This window comes from Microvirga sp. VF16, from assembly GCF_016864375.1.
GTDB lineage: Bacteria > Pseudomonadota > Alphaproteobacteria > Rhizobiales > Beijerinckiaceae > Microvirga.
In genome coordinates this window covers 4,390,808-4,410,711 of sequence record NZ_CP069354.1, presented here as the reverse complement: position 1 = coordinate 4,410,711, position 19,904 = coordinate 4,390,808, and the positions used below count along the sequence as shown (strand labels likewise).

The following is a 19,904-nucleotide window of genomic DNA, read 5'->3' as shown; positions in this document are numbered from 1 at the left end:
CGGATCGGCTTGCGCCGTCCGGGATGACAGTGCTGGAAATGAGCCTTACGCCACCGCCTTGATCACCTTGGTCAGCTTGTCGACGATTTCGCCGATCTGCTCTTCGGTGACAATCAGCGGCGGGGAGAGGGCGATGGTGTCGCCGGTGATGCGCATCATCAGGCCGTATTCCTGGAAGGCGCGATCCATGGCCTCGAAGGCGCGCTTGCCGACGGCGTCGGGGCGCGAGGCGAGGTCGATGGCGCCGACAAGGCCGATGGTGCGGATGTCGAGCACGTTCGGCAGGCCCTTCAGCGAATGGATCGCATCGGCCCAGATCGGCTCCAGGGTCTTGGCCCGCTCGAACAGCTTCTCGTCCCGGTAGATGTCCTGGGTCGCGAGTGCCGCCGCGCAGGCGAGCGGATGGGCGGAATAGGTGTAGCCGTGGAACAGCTCGATCACGTGCTCCGGACCCCTCATGAAGGCATCGTAGATCCCCTGACGCACCATCACGCCGCCCATCGGCACGGTGCCGGAACTCACGCCCTTGGCAAAGGTGATCATGTCCGGAACGACGCCATAGCGCTCGGCGGCGAAGGCCGTGCCGAGACGGCCGAAGCCCGTGATGACCTCGTCGAAGATGAGCAGCAGGCCATGCTTGTCGCAGATCTCGCGCAGACGCTTGAGATAACCCTTCGGCGGCGGCAGCACGCCGGTCGAGCCCGCCATCGGCTCGACGATCACGGCCGCGATGGTCGAGGCGTCATGGAGTGCCACGATACGCTCCAGATCGTCGGCGAGATGAGCGCCCCATTCCGGTTCGCCGCGGGAGAAGGCCTGTTCGTCGCGGTTATAGGTGTGGGGCAGGTGGTCGACGCCCGCCAGCAGCGTGCCGAAGAACTGGCGATTCTTGACGATGCCGCCGACCGAGATGCCGCCGAAGCCGACGCCGTGATAGCCGCGCTCGCGGCCGATGAGGCGCGTCTTGCTGCCCTGGCCCTTCGCGTTCCAATAGGCGAGGGCGATCTTGAGCGCCGTATCCACCGCCTCGGAGCCCGAGTTGCAGAAGAAGACGTGGTTGAGGTCGCCCGGCGCGAGTTGAGCGAGACGCGAGGCGAGGGCGAAGCCGCCCGCATGGCCGTACTGGAAGGCCGGCGAGTAGTCGAGTTCCTGCGCCTGGGCCTGGATGGCGGCGGTGATCTCGTCGCGGTTATGGCCGGCATTGCAGCACCAGAGGCCGGCGGCACCGTCGATCACCTCGCGACCATCCGGAGTGTAGTAGTACATGCCCTTGGCGCGGGCGATCATCCGGGGGCGCTGCTTGAAGGAACGGTTGGCCGTGAACGGAAGCCACCAGGCCTCCAGGTCGTTGGGCGCAATGAGGTCGTTGGCGGCTCTGGATGTCTGGGCAGTCATCATGTTCCCCGAAAGTGGCTGGCGATAGGGAACCTAAAGCATCGGACCCAAAAGTGGAAACCACTTTTGGGATCAATCCGATGCGTAGTCGCTTAAGTAGCGCATCGTTGGAGGCGGAAAACCGGGACCACTTTTCGCACGATGCGCCCCGTTTTCCGGTGTCGCAAAAGGAACTTTGGGGAAAGCCATGAGCCGGGCGCAACCCACGCCCTTAGCCGGTCATGGCGCGGGCCTCATAGCCGGCCGCATCGAGGGCACGCGCTACTTCGACGCTCTGGGCGCATGTCGTAACGTGAACGCGACCATGTTCCAGATCCACCTCGACCTTGGCACCAGGGTCGAGGCGCTGAATGGCCTTGGTGACCGAAGTGACACAACCCTGGCAGGTCATGCCATCGACCTGCATCAGCAGATCCTTGCGGGTCTCTTCCATCAATAACCTCTTTGAAATCTTGCCTTTATTCTGCGCAGGCAACGCAGAACTGCGAAAAAATGTCCATTACGGGAATGCGAAACTTGCCCGGCGAATCGCCCTGATTCATTGTCTGTTAACACACTGATTCGCGCAGATGCGCCGAGCCAGGGGAGCGGGGGCACCCATGGTCACCAACAAGAACAAAATTCCGGCCCTGCGGGACCGGAAGGCGGCTTTGCTCGCCTTCATGCCGGCCTTTCTCATGGCCGCGGCTTCGGCCTATGTACCGATGGAGGCGGGTCTCGTCCTGCCGGTTCTCGGCTTCACGATCATGGCTGTCTTCTTCGGTCTCGTCGTCCTGTGGTGGCAGACCGAGACGGAGCGGCAGACCCTGGCCATGCAGCTTGCGGGTCTTGAGCAGGAAGAGCGGGTTCCGACGGCTCCGCTAGTTCTCCGTCCGCCCGTCATTGTTGGCAGCCCGTTGAGTGTTCTGCGCGAGCTGGCAGTTTCCGCCAGTGCGCAGGAGGTTGGCGCGGAGATCGTCCTGGCCCCGACCGAGCGGGTCCAGCCGGCTCGCTTTCCCGAACCTTCGCTGTTGCCCTCCATGCGCCGGTCGTCGGCCGAAGAGGTCAGCCGCATGAGGCTGGTCACCCAGGCCTTTGAGGCTGATCGGATCGAGTTGCACCTGCAGCCCGTGGTTTCGCTGCCGCAAGGAAAGATTCGTTTCTACGAGGCACTGGCCCGGTTGCGCCTTGCGGACGAAACGCTGCTCAGCCCGTCCGAATTCCTGCCCATCCTCGAATGTTCGGGCCGCGCGTCGGATTTCGATCGCCGGGTGCTGATCCGCTCCATGGCTATCGCCCGCCATCTCGTCGCCCGCGGCAGCGAGGCCATCGTGAGCGTGAATCTCACGGCCCATTCCATTGCCGAGCCCGGCTTCCTATGGTCGCTGGCCGGCCTGTTCGACACCAGCCCCGATCTTCTCGGTAAGATCGTCCTGGAAATGACCCAGCACAGCTGGCGCCACCTCGATGCGGATCACAGGGCGGCGCTCGCAACATTGCGTGAGCGGGGCGTGCCGTTCTCCCTCGACCGCGCCGCGGATCTCCGGTTCGATCCCGAGGCGTTGGCCGATCTCGGTGTCCGGTTCATGAAGTTACCGGCCGATCTCTTGATCTCAGTGGCCGAGCAGTCGGATGGTAGGTATGCCGGGCCGGAGCTCGACGTGCGCGATTTCGCCTCGGCCCTGCGCCGCCAGGGCATCCGGCTCATCGCCGAGCGGGTGGAGGAAGATGAAATGGTGCCCAAGCTCTGCGATCTCGGCGTGCCGCTGGCGCAAGGCTTTGTCTTTGCGGCCCCACGCCCGATCAAGCCGGAGATTGCCGGTGAACAGACGGCTTCGCGGCCTTTCGGCCTGGAGGACGCTCCGACCCTTCTGCGGCGCGCCGGTTGACTTGAGCGGCGCAAGGGCCTACCCGCCCGGGTTCATTAAAAGTGAGAACCCATGACCGTTTTGTCCCGCCCTGCTCACGTCGAGGGCCTGCAATCTCTCGCCGAACGCTATGATCTTGTCCTCTGCGACGTCTGGGGCGTGCTGCACAACGGTGTCAAGGCCTACGAGGCGGCAAGCGACGCGCTCAAGCGCTTCCGCGCGAAAGGCGGGCGGGTGGTCCTCGTCTCCAACGCGCCGCGCCCCGGCGCTTCCGTGGGAACGCAGCTCGACGGCTTCGGCGTGCCTCGCACGGCCTATGATGCCATCGTCACATCCGGCGATCTGACGCGACTCTCTATCGAGGAACGCATTGCCAAGATCGTCCACCATATCGGGCCGCCTCGCGACATGCCGATCTATAACGGTCTCGATGTCCGTTTCGGCTCCATCGACGAGGCCGACTACGTGGTCTGCTCCGGTTTCGACAACGATGAAGAGGAGACGGTCGGGGATTATCGGGCTCGGCTCGAAGCCATGCGCCGGCGCGATCTGCTGATGGTCTGTGCCAATCCCGATCTCATCGTCGAGCGCGGCCACATGATCCTCCCCTGCGCGGGAACGATTGCGCTCGCCTATGAGGAGATGGGCGGTAATGTCTTTTACGCCGGAAAGCCCCATGGTCCCGTCTATGATCGGGCTCTCGCGGTCGCAGCCGGGTTGAGTGGCAGGACCATCGCGAAGGAGCGCGTACTCGCAATCGGCGATGCGATCCGCACCGATATCGCCGGCGCTGTCGGCTTCGGCATCGACTCCCTGATGATCGCGCGCGGCATCCATGCGGAGGAGCTGGGTCTTCACGAAGGGGACTTGGTGTCGGATCACGTGCAGGATTGGGTGGACCGGCAGCCGGCGCAGCCGACCGCCTTCACGGAAGTGCTGTCCTGGTAAGGCCCTCCTGGGATTCGGTGTGTCATCCCCGGCGAACGAAGTGAGGGAAGGGGATCCACCCCCACGCTCAGCGCCATGGATTCCCTTCCCCTCCGATGGCTTCGCCATTTTCGGCCGGGAACGACGGGGGTGGCCTCGCGCTCTCTCTTGACCCAGGGGCCGGATTTCGACAGGGTCGCGCCCGCACCGATATCTGCCAGATGAGTTCCGAGATTCCTCCCCTGACGCCCCCCACGTTCGCGATCTGCCGCGATGGCGAGCCCGTACCCAAGCGCCTCAAGGGAGCCATGGCGGCCATCGGCAATTTCGATGGTGTGCATCGCGGACACCAGCACCTTCTGAACATGGTTCGGACTTCCGGGAAGCCGGCAGCAGTCGTCACCTTCGAGCCGCATCCGCGCACCTTCTTCCAGCCTGATCGTCCGCTGTTTCGCCTGACGCCCGAACCCGTGAAGCTCAAGATCTTCGCGCGTCTCGGTCTCGATGGCGTCTTCCAACGGCGCTTCAACGGGAGTCTTGCGGCCCTGACGGCAGCGGATTTCGTCAATCTGCTGGCGCAGGAGATGCAGCTCTCAGGCGTGGTGATCGGTCACGATTTCCATTTCGGCCGTGCCCGTGAGGGTAATCCCGCGCGCATGGTGGAGCTCTGCCGGACGAAGGGGCTCGAATGCGTCATTGCACCAGCCATCGTCGAGGGAACGGAGCCCGTTTCCTCCAGCGCTATTCGCGCCGCTCTGGAGGCAGGCGATATCGCCACGGCCAACCGGCTCCTCGGCTATCGCTGGTTCGTCCAGGCGGAGGTGCGTCACGGCGACAAGCGCGGCCGGGTGCTCGGCTATCCCACAGCCAATATGCGCCTGCCGGACGATTGCCGTCTTCAGCATGGCATTTACGCGGTCAGGGCTTCGGTGGCCGGCAGTCCGGTTGACGGCGTCGCGAGCTTCGGCCGCAGACCGACCTTCGACAACGGCGCTCCGCTGCTCGAGGTGCATCTTTTCGACTTTGCCGGGGATCTCTACGGGCAGGTTCTGGATGTAGAATTCGTCGGCTGGATCCGTGGCGAGGAGCGCTTCGATGGCATCGAGGCGCTGATCGCCCAGATGGACCGGGACTCGGTCGAGGCGAAGCGGATGCTTCGCGAGGACAAGACGATTTCGATGATTGCGTAGCTGTTGTCATCCCGGACGGCGAAGCCATCCGGGATCGTGTGACGACAATGGCGCTTGAACCTCAACACTGTCATTCCCGCGAAGGCGGGAATCCATAAACGTTGACGGCGCCGAACTGGTTGAAGGTTGTGGTTATGGATCCCGGGCTCCGCTGCGCGGCCCCGGGATGACAGTGTCAAGCTGGTTTAGGCGATCCCGGATCGCCTCTGGCGTCCAGGTTGGCGATGTCTCACACCGCCGCCTTCAGCGCCTGTGCCGCCACGGCGTAGCCACCCATGGCGCCGTCGACGAAATGGATATGGTCGGGTCGGGTAGCAGAGGGCACGAAGCAGGTCATAAGGGCGGCGTCTTGCCGGTGCAGCCCGGAACGGGCGATCCCTTTCTTCTCTGCGTCCTGTAGCAACGCCTCAAGGCGATCGGCGAGGGTGGGCGTACAATCCAGCGTCATGCGCAGGCCGTCGTCGAATTTGCGGAAATCCGTGTTCTCGACGAGCTGGTGCCGGTAGCGAGCCGGATCGAACCGGCCGACCGTCAGGCCGAACCGGAAGATCAGGAAGGCGACCAGACGCATGAACACCATCTCCGCGAGCTTCCTGAAACCCGGTCCGTCTTTTCCGTAGGTTTTGGCCTCGATGGCGAAGCCCTTGAACGGTGTGGGCACGGGCGGCCCGTCATCAGGGAAGGGGCGCCCGGCTTCCGGACCTTCAGCCAAGTCCAGCACCTGCCCGACGAGGGCATTGAAAGTTTCTGCGCTCGCTCTCGGATCCGGCAGGATGATCAGGGACAGGACGACTCCCCGCTGCGGTATGATTTCATCGAAGCGGCAGGTGAGGCCTGTCAGGTCGGGCAGGGTGCCCGGCGCGGCCGGCGGGATGGCGAAGGCTCCCTCCTTCATCCGTCTCTCGGCATAGGCAAGGCCGCCGCCGGAGAACATGGCGTAGGATACGTCCGGCGAGGCCGCGAAGCGGGCGATGCGCACGTCATGGCCCTTGGCGCGGATTTCTGAAACCGGGACGATGGCGATGCGCAGCTCGAAATCGAATGAATCCCTGACCCAGGCCGCCACAGCAGCAAGGACCTCCTGAGCGAGGCCGGATTGCGAGGCGGGCAGGGCGAAGCTCGCCCCGTCCCCACCGAACACGAAGGGAAACTCGCTCGTGCCGAGCTTGTTGGAGACCGCCGCGATGACGGAGGCGGCGGCCGTGTTGACCTCCTTGTAGCGTCCGGCCGCGATGGCTGCGGTCGAGCGCACGATGTCGCTGAGGCCCAGCACCCAATCGTCCGGAACAGGCATGTAGAGCCCGGGATCGGTCAGCTGGGAGAAATGGTCGAAGACGGGCAGGCGCGCATAGAAATCCGCACCTTCCCTGTTGCTTATCCCCTGTAGGCCGGCCTCCATGGTCCGGCTCAGCCTGCGACTTCGCCTTCCGGTGCTCCTCGGCCCAGTTCGTCCGGCAGCGGATCGCCTTCGGCGACGAAACGCATGGAGACGGAGTTCATGCAATAACGCTCGCCTGTGGGAGGCGGACCATCGTTGAACACGTGGCCGAGATGGCCCTCGCAGCGGGCGCAGCGGATCTCGGTGCGGATCATGCCGTAGCTGGTATCGCGCACGAAGGCGATATGATCGCGATCGATCGGATCGAAGAAGCTCGGCCAGCCGGTGCCGGATTCGAACTTGGTGCCCGCGTTGAACAGGGGCAGCCCGCAGAGGCGGCAGCAATAGGTGCCCTTCTCCTTGGCTTCGTTGAAGATGCCGCAGAAGGGCCGCTCCGTGCCGTGCTCCAGAAGAACCCGGCGCTCCTCGTCGTCGAGATTGGCCACGAGGGCGTGCAATTGCTCGGAGGTGGGCGGGGCGAGGTCGAAACCGGCTTTCGAGCGCCGCTCGGCTGTGGTGGTCGAGTCTGCCATAGGTCAATCCTTCCTGCCCGTCGCATTGCTTGGGAGACTATAAGGCTGCTTTCTGCCCTTAAATAGGGAGCCGCCCCGGCAATCACCACGCTTTATTATCCGGCCCGGCGCTGCTAAAAGGCTCACCATGCCCATGGTTTCTCAGGATCTGCTGGCGGCCCGCATAGGCGCTGCGCGAATTATCGGCCCGGCTTTCGCATGATCTGCGAAGGTCCGGGATCTTTGCCGTTCGCCCTGAGAGCAGCCTGATGCGCCCGCCGGATCGCGGGCCACACAAGACCGATTGACCGTTATGACCGATAAGCCTGAAAGCGCCGCCCGCGACTATTCCGAAACCCTGTTCCTGCCCCAGACCGAGTTCCCCATGCGGGCCGGCCTGCCGCAGCGGGAGCCGCTTCTCCTGCAGCGCTGGAACGAGCACAAGCTCTACGAGCGCCTGCGCGAAGTCCAGAAGGGCCGTCCGCGCTTCGTGCTGCACGACGGCCCTCCCTATGCCAACGGCAACATCCATATCGGGCACGCCCTCAACAAGATCTTGAAGGACATGGTGGTCCGCTCGCAGGGCATGCTCGGCTTCGATTCCAACTACGTGCCGGGCTGGGACTGCCACGGCCTGCCAATCGAGTGGAAGATCGAGGAAGAGTATCGCGCCAAGGGCAAGAACAAGGACGATGTGAACACCGTCGAGTTCCGCCGCGAGTGCCGCGCCTTCGCCGAGAAGTGGATCGACGTGCAGCGCGAGGAGTTCAAGCGCCTCGGCGTCGAGGGCGACTGGACGAACCCGTATCAGACCATGTCCTATGACGCGGAAGCACAGATCGCCCGCGAGATCATGAAGTTCGCGGTGAGCGACCAGCTCTATCGCGGCTCGAAGCCGGTGATGTGGTCCTCCGTCGAAAAGACCGCGCTCGCCGAGGCCGAGGTCGAGTATCACGAGAAGACCTCCACCACGATCTGGGTGAAGTTCAAGATCACCAACACGCTGGATGGCGATCTCGATGGCGCGTCCGTGGTCATCTGGACGACGACTCCCTGGACGATCCCGGCCAACCGCGCCATCGCCTATGGCGAGCATGTCGCCTACGGCCTCTACAAGGTCACGGAAGCAGCCGAGGACAACTGGGCCAAGGTCGGCGACCGCTTCGTCCTTGCCGACAAGCTCGCAGCCGAGGTGTTCGCGGCCGCGCGTGTCGCCGAATACGAGCGCGTGAAGGACGTGCTGCCGGTGATGCTCGAGCGCTGCGCGCATCCATTCCGCGGACTCGAAGGTGCGAACGGATACTGGGATTTCGGCGTGCCAGTGCTACCGGCCGATTACGTGACCGACGATGCGGGCACGGGCTTTGTGCACACGGCTCCCGGCCACGGCGCGGACGACTACAACACCTACGTGAAGCATCGCGACGTGTTCGCCGCCTGCGGCACGAAGGAAGTGCCGCACACGGTCTCGCCGGATTCGTCCTACTTCCCGGACGTGCCGTTCTTCGCGGGCGAGCGCATCTATGACGACAAGGGTAAGGATGCGGGCGCCAACGAGGCGGTGATCAAGAAGCTCGTCGAGGTCGGTGCGCTGATCGCGCGCGGGCGTCTGAAGCACCAGTATCCGCATTCCTGGCGCTCGAAAGGTCCGCTGATCTTCCGCAACACGCCGCAATGGTTCATCTCGATGGACAAGCCGCTCGATGACAAGGGCGACACCCTGCGTCAGCGCGCGCTTCATGGCATCAAGACCGTCGAGTGGGTGCCGGAGACGGGCGAGAACCGCATCACCGGCATGATCGAGAACCGGCCCGACTGGGTCGTCTCGCGTCAGCGCGCCTGGGGCGTACCGATCGCCGTCTTCGTGAAGAAGGGCTCTAACGAAATCCTCAAGGACGAACGCGTCAACGACGCCATCGCGGAGGCCTTCGAGAAGGAGGGCGCCGACGCGTGGTATGCGGATGACGGATCGCGCTTCCTCAAAGCGGGTGGCTACGACCTTAACGATTTCGACAAGGTCAACGACATCCTCGACGTGTGGTTCGATTCCGGCTGCACACATGCCTTCGCGCTCGAAAAGCGCGAGGACCTGAAGGTCACGCGCAAGGTGGATGGCGGGCCCGATCAGGTCATGTATCTCGAAGGCTCGGACCAGCATCGCGGCTGGTTCCACTCCTCGCTGCTCGAAAGCTGCGGCACGCGCGGCCGCGCTCCTTACGACATCGTTCTGACCCACGGCTTCGTCCTCGACGAGAAGGGGCAGAAGATGTCGAAGTCGCTCGGCAACGTGGTCGCGCCGCAGAAGGTGATCCAGGATTCCGGCGCCGACATCCTGCGCCTCTGGGTGGCGGCCTCCGATTACTCGGACGATTTGCGCATCGGCCCGGAGATCCTCAAAACCTTCGTCGAAACTTATCGCAAGCTGCGCAACACGATCCGCTGGATGCTGGGTTCGCTGGCGCATTTCCGCGATGCCGACAAGGTCGCCGTGAGCGAGATGCCGGAGCTGGAACGCTTCGTGCTGCATCGCCTCGCCGAGCTCGACGGCGAGATGCGCGAAGCCTACAGCACCTTCGACTACAAGCGGGTGATCGCGCTCCTGAACTCGTTCATGACCACGGATCTGTCGGCCTTCTATTTCGACATCCGCAAGGACTCGCTCTATTGCGATCCGATCTCGGGCAAGGTGCGCAAGAGCGCGCTCACCGTGATCGACGAGACCTTCCGCTGCGTGGCGACCTGGATCGCGCCGATCCTGGCCTTCACGGCGGAAGAGGCATGGCTTGCACGCTATCCGGAAGCCGAGTCTGTGCATCTCGAAACCTTCCCGCAGATGCCGGCTGAATGGCGCGATGATGCGCTTGCCGAACGGTGGGCGAAGATCCGCCGCGTGCGCCGTGTCGTTACCGGCGCGCTGGAGATCGAGCGCGCGCAGAAGCGCATCGGTGCCAGCCTCGAGGCAGCACCTGTGGTGCACATCGCCGATGAGAACCTGTTCAAGGCCGTGCAGGGTCTCGACCTCGCCGAGATCTGCATCACGTCCGGCATCCAGGTCCTGCAGGGCGAAGGCCCGGCCGAGGCCTTCCGTCTCGAAGATGTGAAGGGCGTTGCCGTCGTGCCGGCTCTGGCTCAAGGCCGCAAATGCGCCCGCTCCTGGAGGGTCACGCCCGAGGTTGGCACCGATTCCGACTATCCGGACGTGACGCCGCGCGATGCAGCGGCCCTGCGTGAATGGGACCAGCTGAGGGCGGCGGCGGAATGAGCAAGTCCGAGGATACCGGCGCTCCGCTTGCCGATGCAGGCTTGACGTCTCAACCCGGCTCGCCGCGTCCGCGCGCAGCGAGCCGTCCGCGAGCCTCGAAAGGTTCGGGCAGGGCACGCGGGGCCCAAAAGGGCCTGTCCGTTGCTGCGATCCTGGGCTTCTCGACTGCCCTGGTTACCTTGATCCTCGATCAGGTCACGAAGATCTATACCCTGTTCGTCTTCGACCTGCCGGTGAAGGAGCCTGTGGAGTTCGCCCCGTTCGTCAATCTGATTGTGGTCTGGAACCGGGGCATTTCGTACGGCCTGTTCCAGCAGAATTCGGAGATCGGCCGCTGGGGGCTGATTATTCTCTCGATCCTGGCCGCGATCGGCCTGTCCGTCTGGATCCGCCGCACCACGGCCAAGCTTCTCGCCGTCTCCCTCGGCCTCATCGTGGGCGGGGCAATCGGCAATGTCATCGACCGGCTGGCCTATGGGGCCGTGTTCGATTTCATTCAGATCCATTTCGGGTCCTGGTCCTGGTACGTCTTCAACGTGGCGGACGCAGCCATCGTTGCGGGGGTGGTCGGTTTGCTTTATGACTCCTTCGTCCTTGAAGGGCGGCGGGCAAAATAACGATATTTTATGGCGCCTGCTGCCATATGTTCGCCAGAATGAGCGATCAGGCCTTCCGGCCACAACGAGAAACAATGGTGGGTTGCCATGAAGGGATTGCAGATCATAGCCCGTGCGGGGGCCCTGGCGCTTCTGATCGCCGCCACCGGAGCTTCGGCCCAAGAAGGTGAGGCCGTGAAGAGTATCCTCGGCGCCATCGGCATCATTCCCAAGGAAAAGGCGCCCATCACCTACAACGAGCGCGCTCCGCTCGTGCTTCCGCCCAAGATGGATCTGCCGGCTCCGGCTCCGGGTGGTGGCGCCGAGGCGCGCAACGGCAACTGGCCCAAGGATCCGGACGTGGCCGCCCGCCGCAAGGCCGCTGCCGAGGCCCGCACGCCCTATACCAGCTCCGAGTATTACAAGAACACGGAAGGCAAGCGCCTCTCCATTGAGGAGATGCGTGCCGGACGTAATCCCAACGCTTCAACCAGTCCGAACTACCCCGTCGGCCGGCAGGCCGATATCAGCCGCATGACTCCTGACGAACTGCGCGCCTTTGCCAAGGACGACAAGCCGGAACTGCAGGGTAACGGCATCGATCGCCGTTATCTCAGCGATCCTCCGGGCGATCTGCTCAAGGCCCAGGGTGGCGGCAAGCTCAAGGCCTCGGCCGATCCGATCCCGCAAGGCGATCCCGACAGCCCGTCGGCCTATCTCCGCCAGCAGCAGAGCAGGCAGTAAGCTTTGTCTCTCCATTCTTTCTTCAGGCGAACGGGTCCCCCCGCTTCGCCTGAAAACGTTATGGGGGTATCGAAATGCCAAGCCTGTTTCCATCTACTTCGCAATGGAACGCCGCACAGAAAAGATCCGCGGCCTCGCTTGCATAGCCTCCTAATTTGACTATCCCGTAGGAAACATCCTGCGAAACGATTTGATGTCGGCAAGGTTGAAACATCATGGACACCGCCTCAAAGCCTCTTCTTCGTGCCGATGCCGCCTCCTTCGGGCGGACGGAAGGCAGTGGTCCGAACCTGTCTTCGTTCACGCTCGATAACGGCCTCGATGTCGTCGTTATTCCGGATCGCCGCGTTCCCGTTGTCACGCATATGATCTGGTATCGCAACGGGTCGGCGGATGATCCGCTCGGGCAGTCAGGCATCGCGCATTTCCTCGAGCATTTGATGTTCAAGGGCACGGAAAAGCATCCGGCGGGCGAATTCTCAAAGGTCGTCTCCGGGCTCGGCGGCCAGGAGAATGCCTTCACCTCCTTCGACTACACGGCCTATTTCCAGCGTGTCGCCCGCGAACACCTCAAGACCATGATGGAGTTCGAGGCGGATCGGATGACGAACCTCCTCCTGGAAGAATCCGTCATCGGCCCAGAGCGCGACGTGGTGCTGGAAGAGCGTCGCATGCGCGTCGAAACCGATCCGTCGGCACAGCTCTCGGAAGCGATGGCGGCCTCGCTTTTCGTGCATCACCCTTACGGCATTCCGATCATCGGCTGGATGCACGAGATCGAGACACTCAATCGCGACAACGCACTCGACTACTATCGTCGCTTCTATACGCCCGAGAACGGCATTCTGGTTGTCGCCGGCGATGTCGGCGAGGATGAGGTACGCCGTCTCGCCGATGCCACCTATGGCCGCATCGCGCCGCAGGGCAAGCGTCCGGTGCGCTTACGTCCCCGTGAGCCGGAGCCCGTCGCGGCTCGCCACATCACCGTGGCCGATCCGAAGGTCGAGCAGCCGACCATGCAGCGGCTTTATCTCGTGCCGTCCTGCCGCACGGCGTCCCAGCGCGATTGCTATTCGCTGGAGCTGCTCGCCGAGGTGATCGGCGGCGGTCCTACGTCTTACCTCTATCGCAAGCTCGTGATGGAGCGCGGCATCGCCGTGAATGCTGGAGCCTGGTACATGTCCTCCGCCATGGAGGACACGCGCTTCTGCGTTTATGCGGTTCCGGCCGAGGGCGTATCGCTGCAGGCGCTCGAAGAGGCCGTCGATCAGGTGCTCAAGACGATTCCCGCCGAGGCGCTGGACGCGGATTCCATCGAGCGCGCCAAGACGCGCCTCGTCGCCGAGACGATCTATTCCACCGACAGCCAGTCCTCGCTCGCCCGCATCTACGGCTCGGCGCTCGCCATCGGCGAGACCATCGAGGAGGTCGGTCGCTGGCCGGTCGAGATCGAGGCCGTCATGAAGGACGATCTCGCCTCTGCCGCCGAGCGCTATCTCATCCCCCGCCGTTCCGTGACGGGCTATCTGCAGAAATCCGCTTCTTAAGCGCCTGCATAAGAACCGAGGTAACAATGACAGCTTCTGTCGAAACCATGTCCTCGTCTCCGACCACGGTGAAGGCGCTAACCTCAGCCAGTGGCGTCGAGGCCTGGCATGTCGAATCCGATGTGGTCCCGCTGATCGCCGTCTCCTTCATTTTCGAAGGCGGTTCGGCCCACGATCCGGTGCACAAGCCTGGCGTGGCGCAGATGCTTGCACGCCTGCTCGACGAAGGTGCGGGCGAATACGATTCCGATGCATTCCAGGAGCGCCTGGCGGCGCGCGCCATCGAGTTGTCCTTCAACGCGGGCAACGATGCTCTCGGCGGCTCCCTGAAGACGCTGGTCAAGCATGCGGACGAAGCCTTCGAGCTCCTGCGCCTCGCGCTGGCCGAGCCGCGCTTCGATCAGGATTCCATCGAGCGCGTGCGCGCCCAGACCATCGCGGGCCTGAAGTACCAGCAGAACGATCCCGGCGTGATGGCGACGCGCCGCTTCTTCGAGGAAGGCTTTGCCGGCCACCCCTATGGCCGCCCGACCTCCGGTACCCCTGAGAGCGTCGCGGCGATCACGCGGGACGATCTCGTCGCCATGCATAAAGCGATCATTTCTCGCGGCCGCGTGAAGATCGCCGTCGTCGGCGCGATCAGCAGCGACAATCTTTCAGCTCTGCTCGACAAGGTGTTCGGCTCTCTGCCGGAAGCCAAGCCGCTCAGCATCATCGAGCCCGCGACGCTGCAAAAGCTTGGTTCACGCATCGTGGTCGATCTCGATGTACCGCAATCCGTGATCCGCTTCGGCATGAACGGCATCGCGTGGCGCGATCCGGGCTTCATTCCGGCTTACGTGCTCAATCACATCCTCGGCGGAGGCGCCTTCACCTCGCGCCTGTTCCAGGAAGTGCGCGAGAAGCGCGGCCTTGCCTACAGCGTCGGCACTTCGCTGGTAAGCTATCGCTCGGCGAGCATGACCTGGGGCTACACCGCTACCAAGAACGAGCGTGTGGTCGAGGCCCTCGATGTCATCGCCGACGAGATGGCGAAGCTGACGAGCGAAGGCCCATCCGACGACGAGTTGCAGAAGGCGAAGGACTACCTCATCGGCTCTTATGCGCTCGGCTTTGATACCTCGACCAAGATCGCCCACACGTTGGCGCAGATCGCCTTCGAGGGGCTGGGCATCGACTACATCGCCCGTCGCAACGCCTTGGTCTCTGCCGTGACGCAGGCTGACATCCGCAATGCCGCCGAGCGTATCTTCGGTAATGGCAAGATGCTGACCGTGATTGCGGGACGCCCGACGGGGCTTTGATCCGGCTTTCAATCCGGATGGCCAACATATCCTGAGGGCGGAGATTCAGGTTCGAAGCCGCGACCCTAGCCGCGCGTCCCTCTCTGCCCTAATCTTCCGCTCCCACTTTGAACGAGTCGGAGTAAGCTTATGGCCCTGCAGCAATCGATCGATCTTGCCCTTGAAGCCAATATCGGGGGAGGCGGTCTGCCGCAGGCGGCGCTCGACGAGGCGCTGAAGTCCGTCGGCGATGCCATGAAGCGCTTGGCCGAGGACGATGCCTCGGGCCGGCTGCCGCTACTCCACATGCCTCGCACCACCGACGACCTTGCGATCATCCACAAGGCAGCTGCCTTTCTGCGCGACGATGCGACGGATGTGGTTATTCTTGGTGTGGGCGGATCGAGCCTCGGCGGGCAGACTCTGGCGCAGCTGAAGGATTATGCGGTGCCGGGCACCGGCCGTTTCACCGAGAGCCCGCGCATCCACTTCCTCGACAATCTCGACCCGATCACCTTCGACCGCGTCCTGCACAAGCTGCCGCTCTCCTCGACCAAGTTCGTGGCAATCTCGAAATCCGGCGGCACGGGCGAGACCCTGATGCAGACCATTGCCGTGCTCACAGCCCTGGAGAAGGCGGGCCTGCGCTCCCATCCCAACGATCTGTTCCTCGGTCTGTCCGAGCCGCGCAAGGACGGCAGCAAGAATGCCCTGCGCGATCTCCTGGAGCCCGAAGGCGTGCGCTTCCTGGAGCATCACACCGGCATTGGCGGGCGCTATTCGGTGCTGACTAATGTGGGTCTTTTGCCGGCCGCCGTGCTCGGTCTCGACATCGAGGCCATCCGGCAAGGTGCGGCGGACGCCTACGAGCCCTTCCGCAAGGGTGCTGCAGCCAAGGACGCACCAGCCGCCCTGGGTGCTGCGCTCAATGTCGCGGCGGCAAAGGCCGGCAAGGGCATCGCAGTCGCCATGGCCTATGCGGATCGGTTGGAGCGCTTCACCCGCTGGTGGGTGCAGCTCTGGGCCGAGAGCGTGGGCAAGGACGGTAAGGGCACGCAGCCCGTCGCCGCCATCGGCCCCGTAGACCAGCACAGCCAGCAGCAGCTTTATCTCGCGGGCCCCAACGACAAGCTCTTCACCGTGCTGACCACCGGCGTTGCCGGAAAGGGCCCTGTCATGAATGAGGCGCTGGCCAAGCGCGCCGGCCAGCCGGGCTTTGCGGGCAAGACCATCGGTGACCTCGTGGCTGCTCAGGGCCGGGCCATGGCTGATACCTTCGCCAAGAACAGCCGCCCGACCCGTCAGATCCATATCGAGACCCTGAACGAGCGGGCTCTGGGCGAGCTTCTCATGCATTTCATGCTGGAGACGATCCTGGCCGGCTACGCCACGGGCGTCGACCCGTTCGATCAGCCCGCCGTGGAAGAAGCCAAGATCCTGGCGAAGGAATATCTGGCGCAGGGGTGAAGTCTCTAGACGTCATCTCGGAAACCGCAAGACGATCCGGGATCGCGAAATCCGGTCCGTCACTGTCATCCCGGGACCGCGCAGCGGAGCCCGGGATCCATAAACGCTGACGCTCCGGAGCAAGCGAAGGGGAGGCCGCTGCACCTTTCTCCCACCGTCGTGGTTATGGATCCCCGCCTGCGCGGGGATGACGGTGTCGAGGTTCCAGTGCTTTATTCTGCCGACGATCCCGGATCGCCCGAGGCGTCCGGGACGGCATCCCAACTGAGCAGGGGAATAACGTCGCGCGTTCTGGTTTCCGCCGCCTTCAGCCCCTATCTTCTTCTCTCCGAATCTGAAGGTCCGACACCCTCATGCATGTTCGCCGCCTCGATCCTATCCTCGTCGACCGCATCGCTGCGGGCGAGGTCGTCGAGCGCCCGGCGGCGGCGGTGAAGGAACTGGTCGAGAATGCTGTCGATGCGGGTGCCTCCTCCATCGAGATCGCGGTCGAGGCCGGTGGGCGGCGCCTGATCCGCATCGTCGACGACGGTCGCGGCATGACGCCGGAGGATCTGGAACTCGCGGTCGAGCGACACGCCACCTCGAAGCTTCCCGACGGCGATCTGTTCTCGATCAACACGCTGGGTTTTCGCGGTGAGGCCCTGCCATCCATCGGCGCGGTCGCGCGCCTGTCCATCGTCACCCGCACGGCAGAGGCCGCGACCGGCTCGTGCATCGTCGTCGAAGCCGGCGTCAAAGGCCCGGTGCGTCCGGCGCCTGCACCGAAGGGCACCCGTGTCGAGGTGACGGATCTCTTTGCCGCCACGCCCGCGCGTCTGAAATTTTTGAAGAGCGACCGCTCGGAAGCACAGGCCGTGACTGAGATCGTCAAGCGGCTGGCCATTGCACATCCGACTATTCGTTTCACTTTGTCAGGCGAGCACATCACCGCCTTCACCTATCCGCCGGAGGAGCCCGGCGAGCATGGTTTCCTGCGCCGCCTTTCGCGGGTGCTGGGGGCGGAATTCCATGAGAACGCCATGTCCATCGGCGTCGAGCGGGAGGGCGTGCGGCTCACCGGTTTCGCGAGCCTGCCGACTTATCATCGCGGCACCGGAACCTCGATCCATTTTGTAGTCAATGGACGGCCCGTGCGCGACAAGCTGCTGCTCGGCGCCGTGCGCGGCGCCTATGCCGATGTGATGGCGTCCGACCGGCATCCGGTGCTTGCCATCATGATCGATCTCGATCCGCGCGCGGTGGATGTGAACGTGCACCCCGCCAAAACGGAAGTGCGCTTTCGCGATCCCGCTTTCGTGCGCGGCTTCGTGGTGGGTGCGCTGAAGGAAGCGATCACCCGCTATGCCTTCCGCGCCTCGTCGACCGGCGGTACGCGCACGCTGGAAAGCCTGCGTCCGCAAGGAGCGTTGCTGTCGCGCCCGGCCTATCCGCACCGCACGCATGCGATCCGCCCGACCAGCGCCTTCGCCAACTGGCAGGCACCGCTCGATGCGCCGGAGCGATCCTACGCGCCGGCCTCCGGCCTTGCCGAGCGACAGGCGCCTCTTCCCGATCTCGCGGCGCCCTCGGCCGACAGCCGCGCGACGCTGCATGAGATCGAGCCGGAAACGGAAGAGGCGCCTCTCGGTGCCGCGCGCGCGCAGCTGCATGGCACCTATATCGTCGCACAGACGCAGGACGGCATCGTTATCGTCGATCAGCATGCGGCCCATGAGCGCCTCGTCTATGAGCGCCTGAAGCGCGAGCGGGCATCATCCGGCATTGCGCGGCAATTGCTGCTGATCCCCGAGGTAGTCGATCTCGATCCCGTCGACGCGGACCGCGTGCTGGCGGAAGCTTCTTCGCTGGAAAGCCTTGGCCTCGTCGTCGAGCCCTTCGGCCACGGTGCGCTGCTCGTGCGCGAGGTGCCATCGGCGCTTGCTGGCGGTGGTATCAAGGCGCTAGTGCAAGATGTGGCCGATGCTCTGGCCGAGTGGGGGCAGGGGGCCGCAAGTCCTCTGGAAGAGCGTCTCGACTCCGTGCTCTCGCGCATGTCCTGCCACGGCTCCATCCGCGCCGGACGGCGCATGCGGCCCGAAGAGATGAACGCTCTGTTGCGCGAGATGGAAGCGACACCGCTTTCCGGCCAGTGCAATCATGGTCGGCCCACTTACGTGGAGCTTAAGCTGACAGATATCGAGCGCCTGTTCGGGCGGCGGTGAAAGGCGAACTGGATCCATGCTCATGCGGATCTCTGGTTCCGTACTATGCTCTAGCAAACTAGACCCAGGTCGATATCACCAACAGAAGGCGTCTTCATCCATATCGCAGGCAGTGCACTTCTTCTCCGCGATATCGTAGTAGGCCAGAGGGTCTTTCAGCTGCCGTTGGCACCTTCGGTCGTATGTATCGGAATAGGTGCAGACAAAGGGAAGATTGTCGCTGGGTTTGAAACCGCTCGGCCTTAGCTTCCCACCGACCCGCGTGCAATCGGATTGCTTCCTGATCGCCTGCTCGGCTCCGGATGACGCGGTTACGGGGGCAAGCTGCAAGACTCCAAGGGCGGCGAAGAGAAGCAAAATCTTTCGAAGACAAGACATTTTATTTTCCCCCTTGGCCTTAAGCAAAAAGCAATCATGGTAATGTAATTTCGTCAACTATCTTTGCTTTTCAGGTCCATTGGGCCGCCGCTGCGTGAGGTCGCGGCGCGTCGTTCGGAACAGGAAGAACGGGTCCACTTCTCAGTACGGTGCGCTAATTGACTTTCACTGGGCGTTGCTCCCGGGCCGTGCTGTCTGTCTTTTTCTCGGGGCCTGTGCCGATGCGCTTCGGCTATTGCAGACAGCGGGGCCGGAACTCAGACCAACCCCTGAAAGCAGGAGAATGGCGATGAAGATCTCGACGATGGTTGGTGTATCTCTCCTCGGCGCCGCGCTGGCGGTTGGCGGCGCAGCAGCCCAAGGCAAGAAGTGGGAAACCGTCAAGATTGCCACGGAAGGTGCTTATGAGCCGTGGAACTTCACGGGCGCGGGCGGCAAGCTCGAAGGCTTCGAGATCGATCTCGCCAACGATCTGTGCGCCCGCATGAAGGTGAAGTGCGAGATCGTGGCTCAGGACTGGGATGGCATCATCCCGGCGCTCACTGCCAAGAAATATGATGCCATCATGGCCGGCATGAGCATCACCGACGAGCGCAAGAAGACCATCGACTTCGCCGGTCCATACGCCGCCGGTCCCAACGGCTTCCTCGTCCCCAAGGATTCGCCCCTCGCCAAGATGCCGGGCACGGGCCAAGCCTTCAATCTGTCGACCCAGCAGGCCGCCGCCGAGAAGGCGATCGCCGACCTGAAGCCACTCCTGAAGGGCAAGACCATCGGCGTGCAGACCTCGACGATCCATTCGAACTTTGCGGACAAGTACCTCAAGGATGTCGCCGAAATTCGCGAATACAAGACGACGGAGCAGCATGATCTCGATCTCGCGGCTGGGCGCATCGATGCGGTTCTTGCGGATGCGACGGCGTTGAGCGGAACCCTGCGCAAGCCCGAGTTCAAGGACTTCGTGCTTGTCGGTCCTTCGATCACTGGCGGCCTGCTCGGCCCCGGCGTCGGCACCGGTCTGCGCAAGGAAGACACCGACCTGAAGGCCATGTTCAACGACGCGATTGCGGCCGCCATCGCGGATGGGACCGTCAAGAAGCTGTCCGAGAAGTGGTTCAAGATCGACATCACGCCGGTCACTTGAACGGCATCGCAAGCAACTGATCGTCAGCGG

Annotated in this window: 15 protein-coding genes; 11 read left to right on the top strand and 4 right to left on the bottom strand. The window is 63.5% G+C overall.

Going from position 1 to position 19,904, the window contains the following annotated elements; genetic code table 11:
* Positions 1 to 45 precede the first annotated feature (45 nt).
* Both JO965_RS20645 and JO965_RS20640 read right to left on the bottom strand, forming a co-directional pair.
* Positions 46 to 1,395, bottom strand: coding sequence for an aspartate aminotransferase family protein (locus JO965_RS20645; RefSeq protein ID WP_371826893.1), 1,350 nt, complete (start codon positions 1,393 to 1,395; stop codon positions 46 to 48).
* Positions 1,396 to 1,606: 211 nt separating this feature from the next.
* Positions 1,607 to 1,828: a heavy-metal-associated domain-containing protein gene (locus tag JO965_RS20640; RefSeq protein WP_203440873.1), complete on the bottom strand. Its 222-nt coding sequence runs from the start codon at positions 1,826 to 1,828 to the stop codon at positions 1,607 to 1,609.
* Between the two features lie 166 nt (positions 1,829 to 1,994).
* Between JO965_RS20640 and JO965_RS20635 the strand changes: the two genes are divergently transcribed.
* The 3 genes from JO965_RS20635 to JO965_RS20625 all read left to right on the top strand — a co-directional run bounded on the left by JO965_RS20635 (position 1,995) and on the right by JO965_RS20625 (position 5,359).
* Positions 1,995 to 3,263, top strand: a complete 1,269-nt coding sequence (locus JO965_RS20635) for an EAL domain-containing protein (RefSeq protein ID WP_203440872.1) — start codon at positions 1,995 to 1,997, stop codon at positions 3,261 to 3,263.
* 51 nt (positions 3,264 to 3,314) lie between these two features.
* On the top strand, positions 3,315 to 4,190 hold the full coding sequence (locus tag JO965_RS20630) for a TIGR01459 family HAD-type hydrolase (RefSeq protein ID WP_203440871.1): 876 nt from the start codon (positions 3,315 to 3,317) through the stop codon (positions 4,188 to 4,190).
* A gap of 200 nt (positions 4,191 to 4,390) precedes the next feature.
* Positions 4,391 to 5,359: a bifunctional riboflavin kinase/FAD synthetase gene (locus tag JO965_RS20625; protein ID WP_203444284.1), complete on the top strand. Its 969-nt coding sequence runs from the start codon at positions 4,391 to 4,393 to the stop codon at positions 5,357 to 5,359.
* A 229-nt stretch (positions 5,360 to 5,588) separates the two neighbouring features.
* On the opposite strand, the gene JO965_RS20620 is transcribed toward JO965_RS20625, so the two are convergent.
* Both JO965_RS20620 and msrB read right to left on the bottom strand, forming a co-directional pair.
* Complete coding sequence (locus JO965_RS20620) at positions 5,589 to 6,758, bottom strand: DUF3095 domain-containing protein (protein ID WP_203440870.1); 1,170 nt, start codon at positions 6,756 to 6,758, stop codon at positions 5,589 to 5,591.
* Positions 6,759 to 6,766: 8 nt separating this feature from the next.
* Positions 6,767 to 7,270, bottom strand: a complete 504-nt coding sequence (gene msrB, locus JO965_RS20615; RefSeq protein ID WP_203440869.1) for a peptide-methionine (R)-S-oxide reductase MsrB — start codon at positions 7,268 to 7,270, stop codon at positions 6,767 to 6,769.
* A 292-nt stretch (positions 7,271 to 7,562) separates the two neighbouring features.
* Between msrB and ileS the strand changes: the two genes are divergently transcribed.
* The 8 genes from ileS (at position 7,563) to JO965_RS20575 (ending at position 19,874) form a co-directional block, all read left to right on the top strand.
* The gene (gene ileS / locus JO965_RS20610) at positions 7,563 to 10,511 is read left to right on the top strand and encodes an isoleucine--tRNA ligase (protein WP_203440868.1); all 2,949 of its coding nucleotides are present in this window, start codon (positions 7,563 to 7,565) and stop codon (positions 10,509 to 10,511) included.
* 149 nt (positions 10,512 to 10,660) lie between these two features.
* Positions 10,661 to 11,128 carry a signal peptidase II gene (gene lspA, locus JO965_RS20605; protein WP_246776914.1) on the top strand — a complete coding sequence of 156 codons (468 nt, stop codon included), beginning with the start codon at positions 10,661 to 10,663 and terminating at the stop codon, positions 11,126 to 11,128.
* A gap of 87 nt (positions 11,129 to 11,215) precedes the next feature.
* Complete coding sequence (locus JO965_RS20600) at positions 11,216 to 11,851, top strand: hypothetical protein (protein WP_203440866.1); 636 nt, start codon at positions 11,216 to 11,218, stop codon at positions 11,849 to 11,851.
* Between the two features lie 215 nt (positions 11,852 to 12,066).
* Complete coding sequence (locus JO965_RS20595; protein WP_203440865.1) at positions 12,067 to 13,398, top strand: pitrilysin family protein; 1,332 nt, start codon at positions 12,067 to 12,069, stop codon at positions 13,396 to 13,398.
* A gap of 26 nt (positions 13,399 to 13,424) precedes the next feature.
* Complete coding sequence (locus JO965_RS20590; RefSeq protein ID WP_203440864.1) at positions 13,425 to 14,702, top strand: pitrilysin family protein; 1,278 nt, start codon at positions 13,425 to 13,427, stop codon at positions 14,700 to 14,702.
* Positions 14,703 to 14,831: 129 nt separating this feature from the next.
* Positions 14,832 to 16,148, top strand: coding sequence for a glucose-6-phosphate isomerase (locus JO965_RS20585; protein ID WP_203440863.1), 1,317 nt, complete (start codon positions 14,832 to 14,834; stop codon positions 16,146 to 16,148).
* 353 nt (positions 16,149 to 16,501) lie between these two features.
* Entirely contained in the window at positions 16,502 to 18,352 is a 1,851-nt protein-coding gene (gene mutL, locus JO965_RS20580) for a DNA mismatch repair endonuclease MutL (RefSeq protein ID WP_203440862.1), read from the top strand.
* 667 nt (positions 18,353 to 19,019) lie between these two features.
* Positions 19,020 to 19,874, top strand: a complete 855-nt coding sequence (locus JO965_RS20575; RefSeq protein WP_203440861.1) for a transporter substrate-binding domain-containing protein — start codon at positions 19,020 to 19,022, stop codon at positions 19,872 to 19,874.
* Positions 19,875 to 19,904 lie beyond the last annotated feature (30 nt).

Bases quoted from the DNA above. Each gene is read 5' to 3' on its own strand.
- JO965_RS20645 (WP_371826893.1), bottom strand. From the start codon at position 1,395: ATGACTGCCCAGACATCCAGAGCCGCCAACGACCTCATTGCGCCCAAC.
- JO965_RS20640 (WP_203440873.1), bottom strand. From the start codon at position 1,828: ATGGAAGAGACCCGCAAGGATCTGCTGATGCAGGTCGATGGCATGACC.
- JO965_RS20635 (WP_203440872.1), top strand. From the start codon at position 1,995: ATGGTCACCAACAAGAACAAAATTCCGGCCCTGCGGGACCGGAAGGCG.
- JO965_RS20630 (WP_203440871.1), top strand. From the start codon at position 3,315: ATGACCGTTTTGTCCCGCCCTGCTCACGTCGAGGGCCTGCAATCTCTC.
- JO965_RS20625 (WP_203444284.1), top strand. From the start codon at position 4,391: ATGAGTTCCGAGATTCCTCCCCTGACGCCCCCCACGTTCGCGATCTGC.
- JO965_RS20620 (WP_203440870.1), bottom strand. From the start codon at position 6,758: ATGGAGGCCGGCCTACAGGGGATAAGCAACAGGGAAGGTGCGGATTTC.
- msrB (WP_203440869.1), bottom strand. From the start codon at position 7,270: ATGGCAGACTCGACCACCACAGCCGAGCGGCGCTCGAAAGCCGGTTTC.
- ileS (WP_203440868.1), top strand. From the start codon at position 7,563: ATGACCGATAAGCCTGAAAGCGCCGCCCGCGACTATTCCGAAACCCTG.
- JO965_RS20600 (WP_203440866.1), top strand. From the start codon at position 11,216: ATGAAGGGATTGCAGATCATAGCCCGTGCGGGGGCCCTGGCGCTTCTG.
- JO965_RS20595 (WP_203440865.1), top strand. From the start codon at position 12,067: ATGGACACCGCCTCAAAGCCTCTTCTTCGTGCCGATGCCGCCTCCTTC.
- JO965_RS20590 (WP_203440864.1), top strand. From the start codon at position 13,425: ATGACAGCTTCTGTCGAAACCATGTCCTCGTCTCCGACCACGGTGAAG.
- JO965_RS20585 (WP_203440863.1), top strand. From the start codon at position 14,832: ATGGCCCTGCAGCAATCGATCGATCTTGCCCTTGAAGCCAATATCGGG.
- mutL (WP_203440862.1), top strand. From the start codon at position 16,502: ATGCATGTTCGCCGCCTCGATCCTATCCTCGTCGACCGCATCGCTGCG.
- JO965_RS20575 (WP_203440861.1), top strand. From the start codon at position 19,020: ATGAAGATCTCGACGATGGTTGGTGTATCTCTCCTCGGCGCCGCGCTG.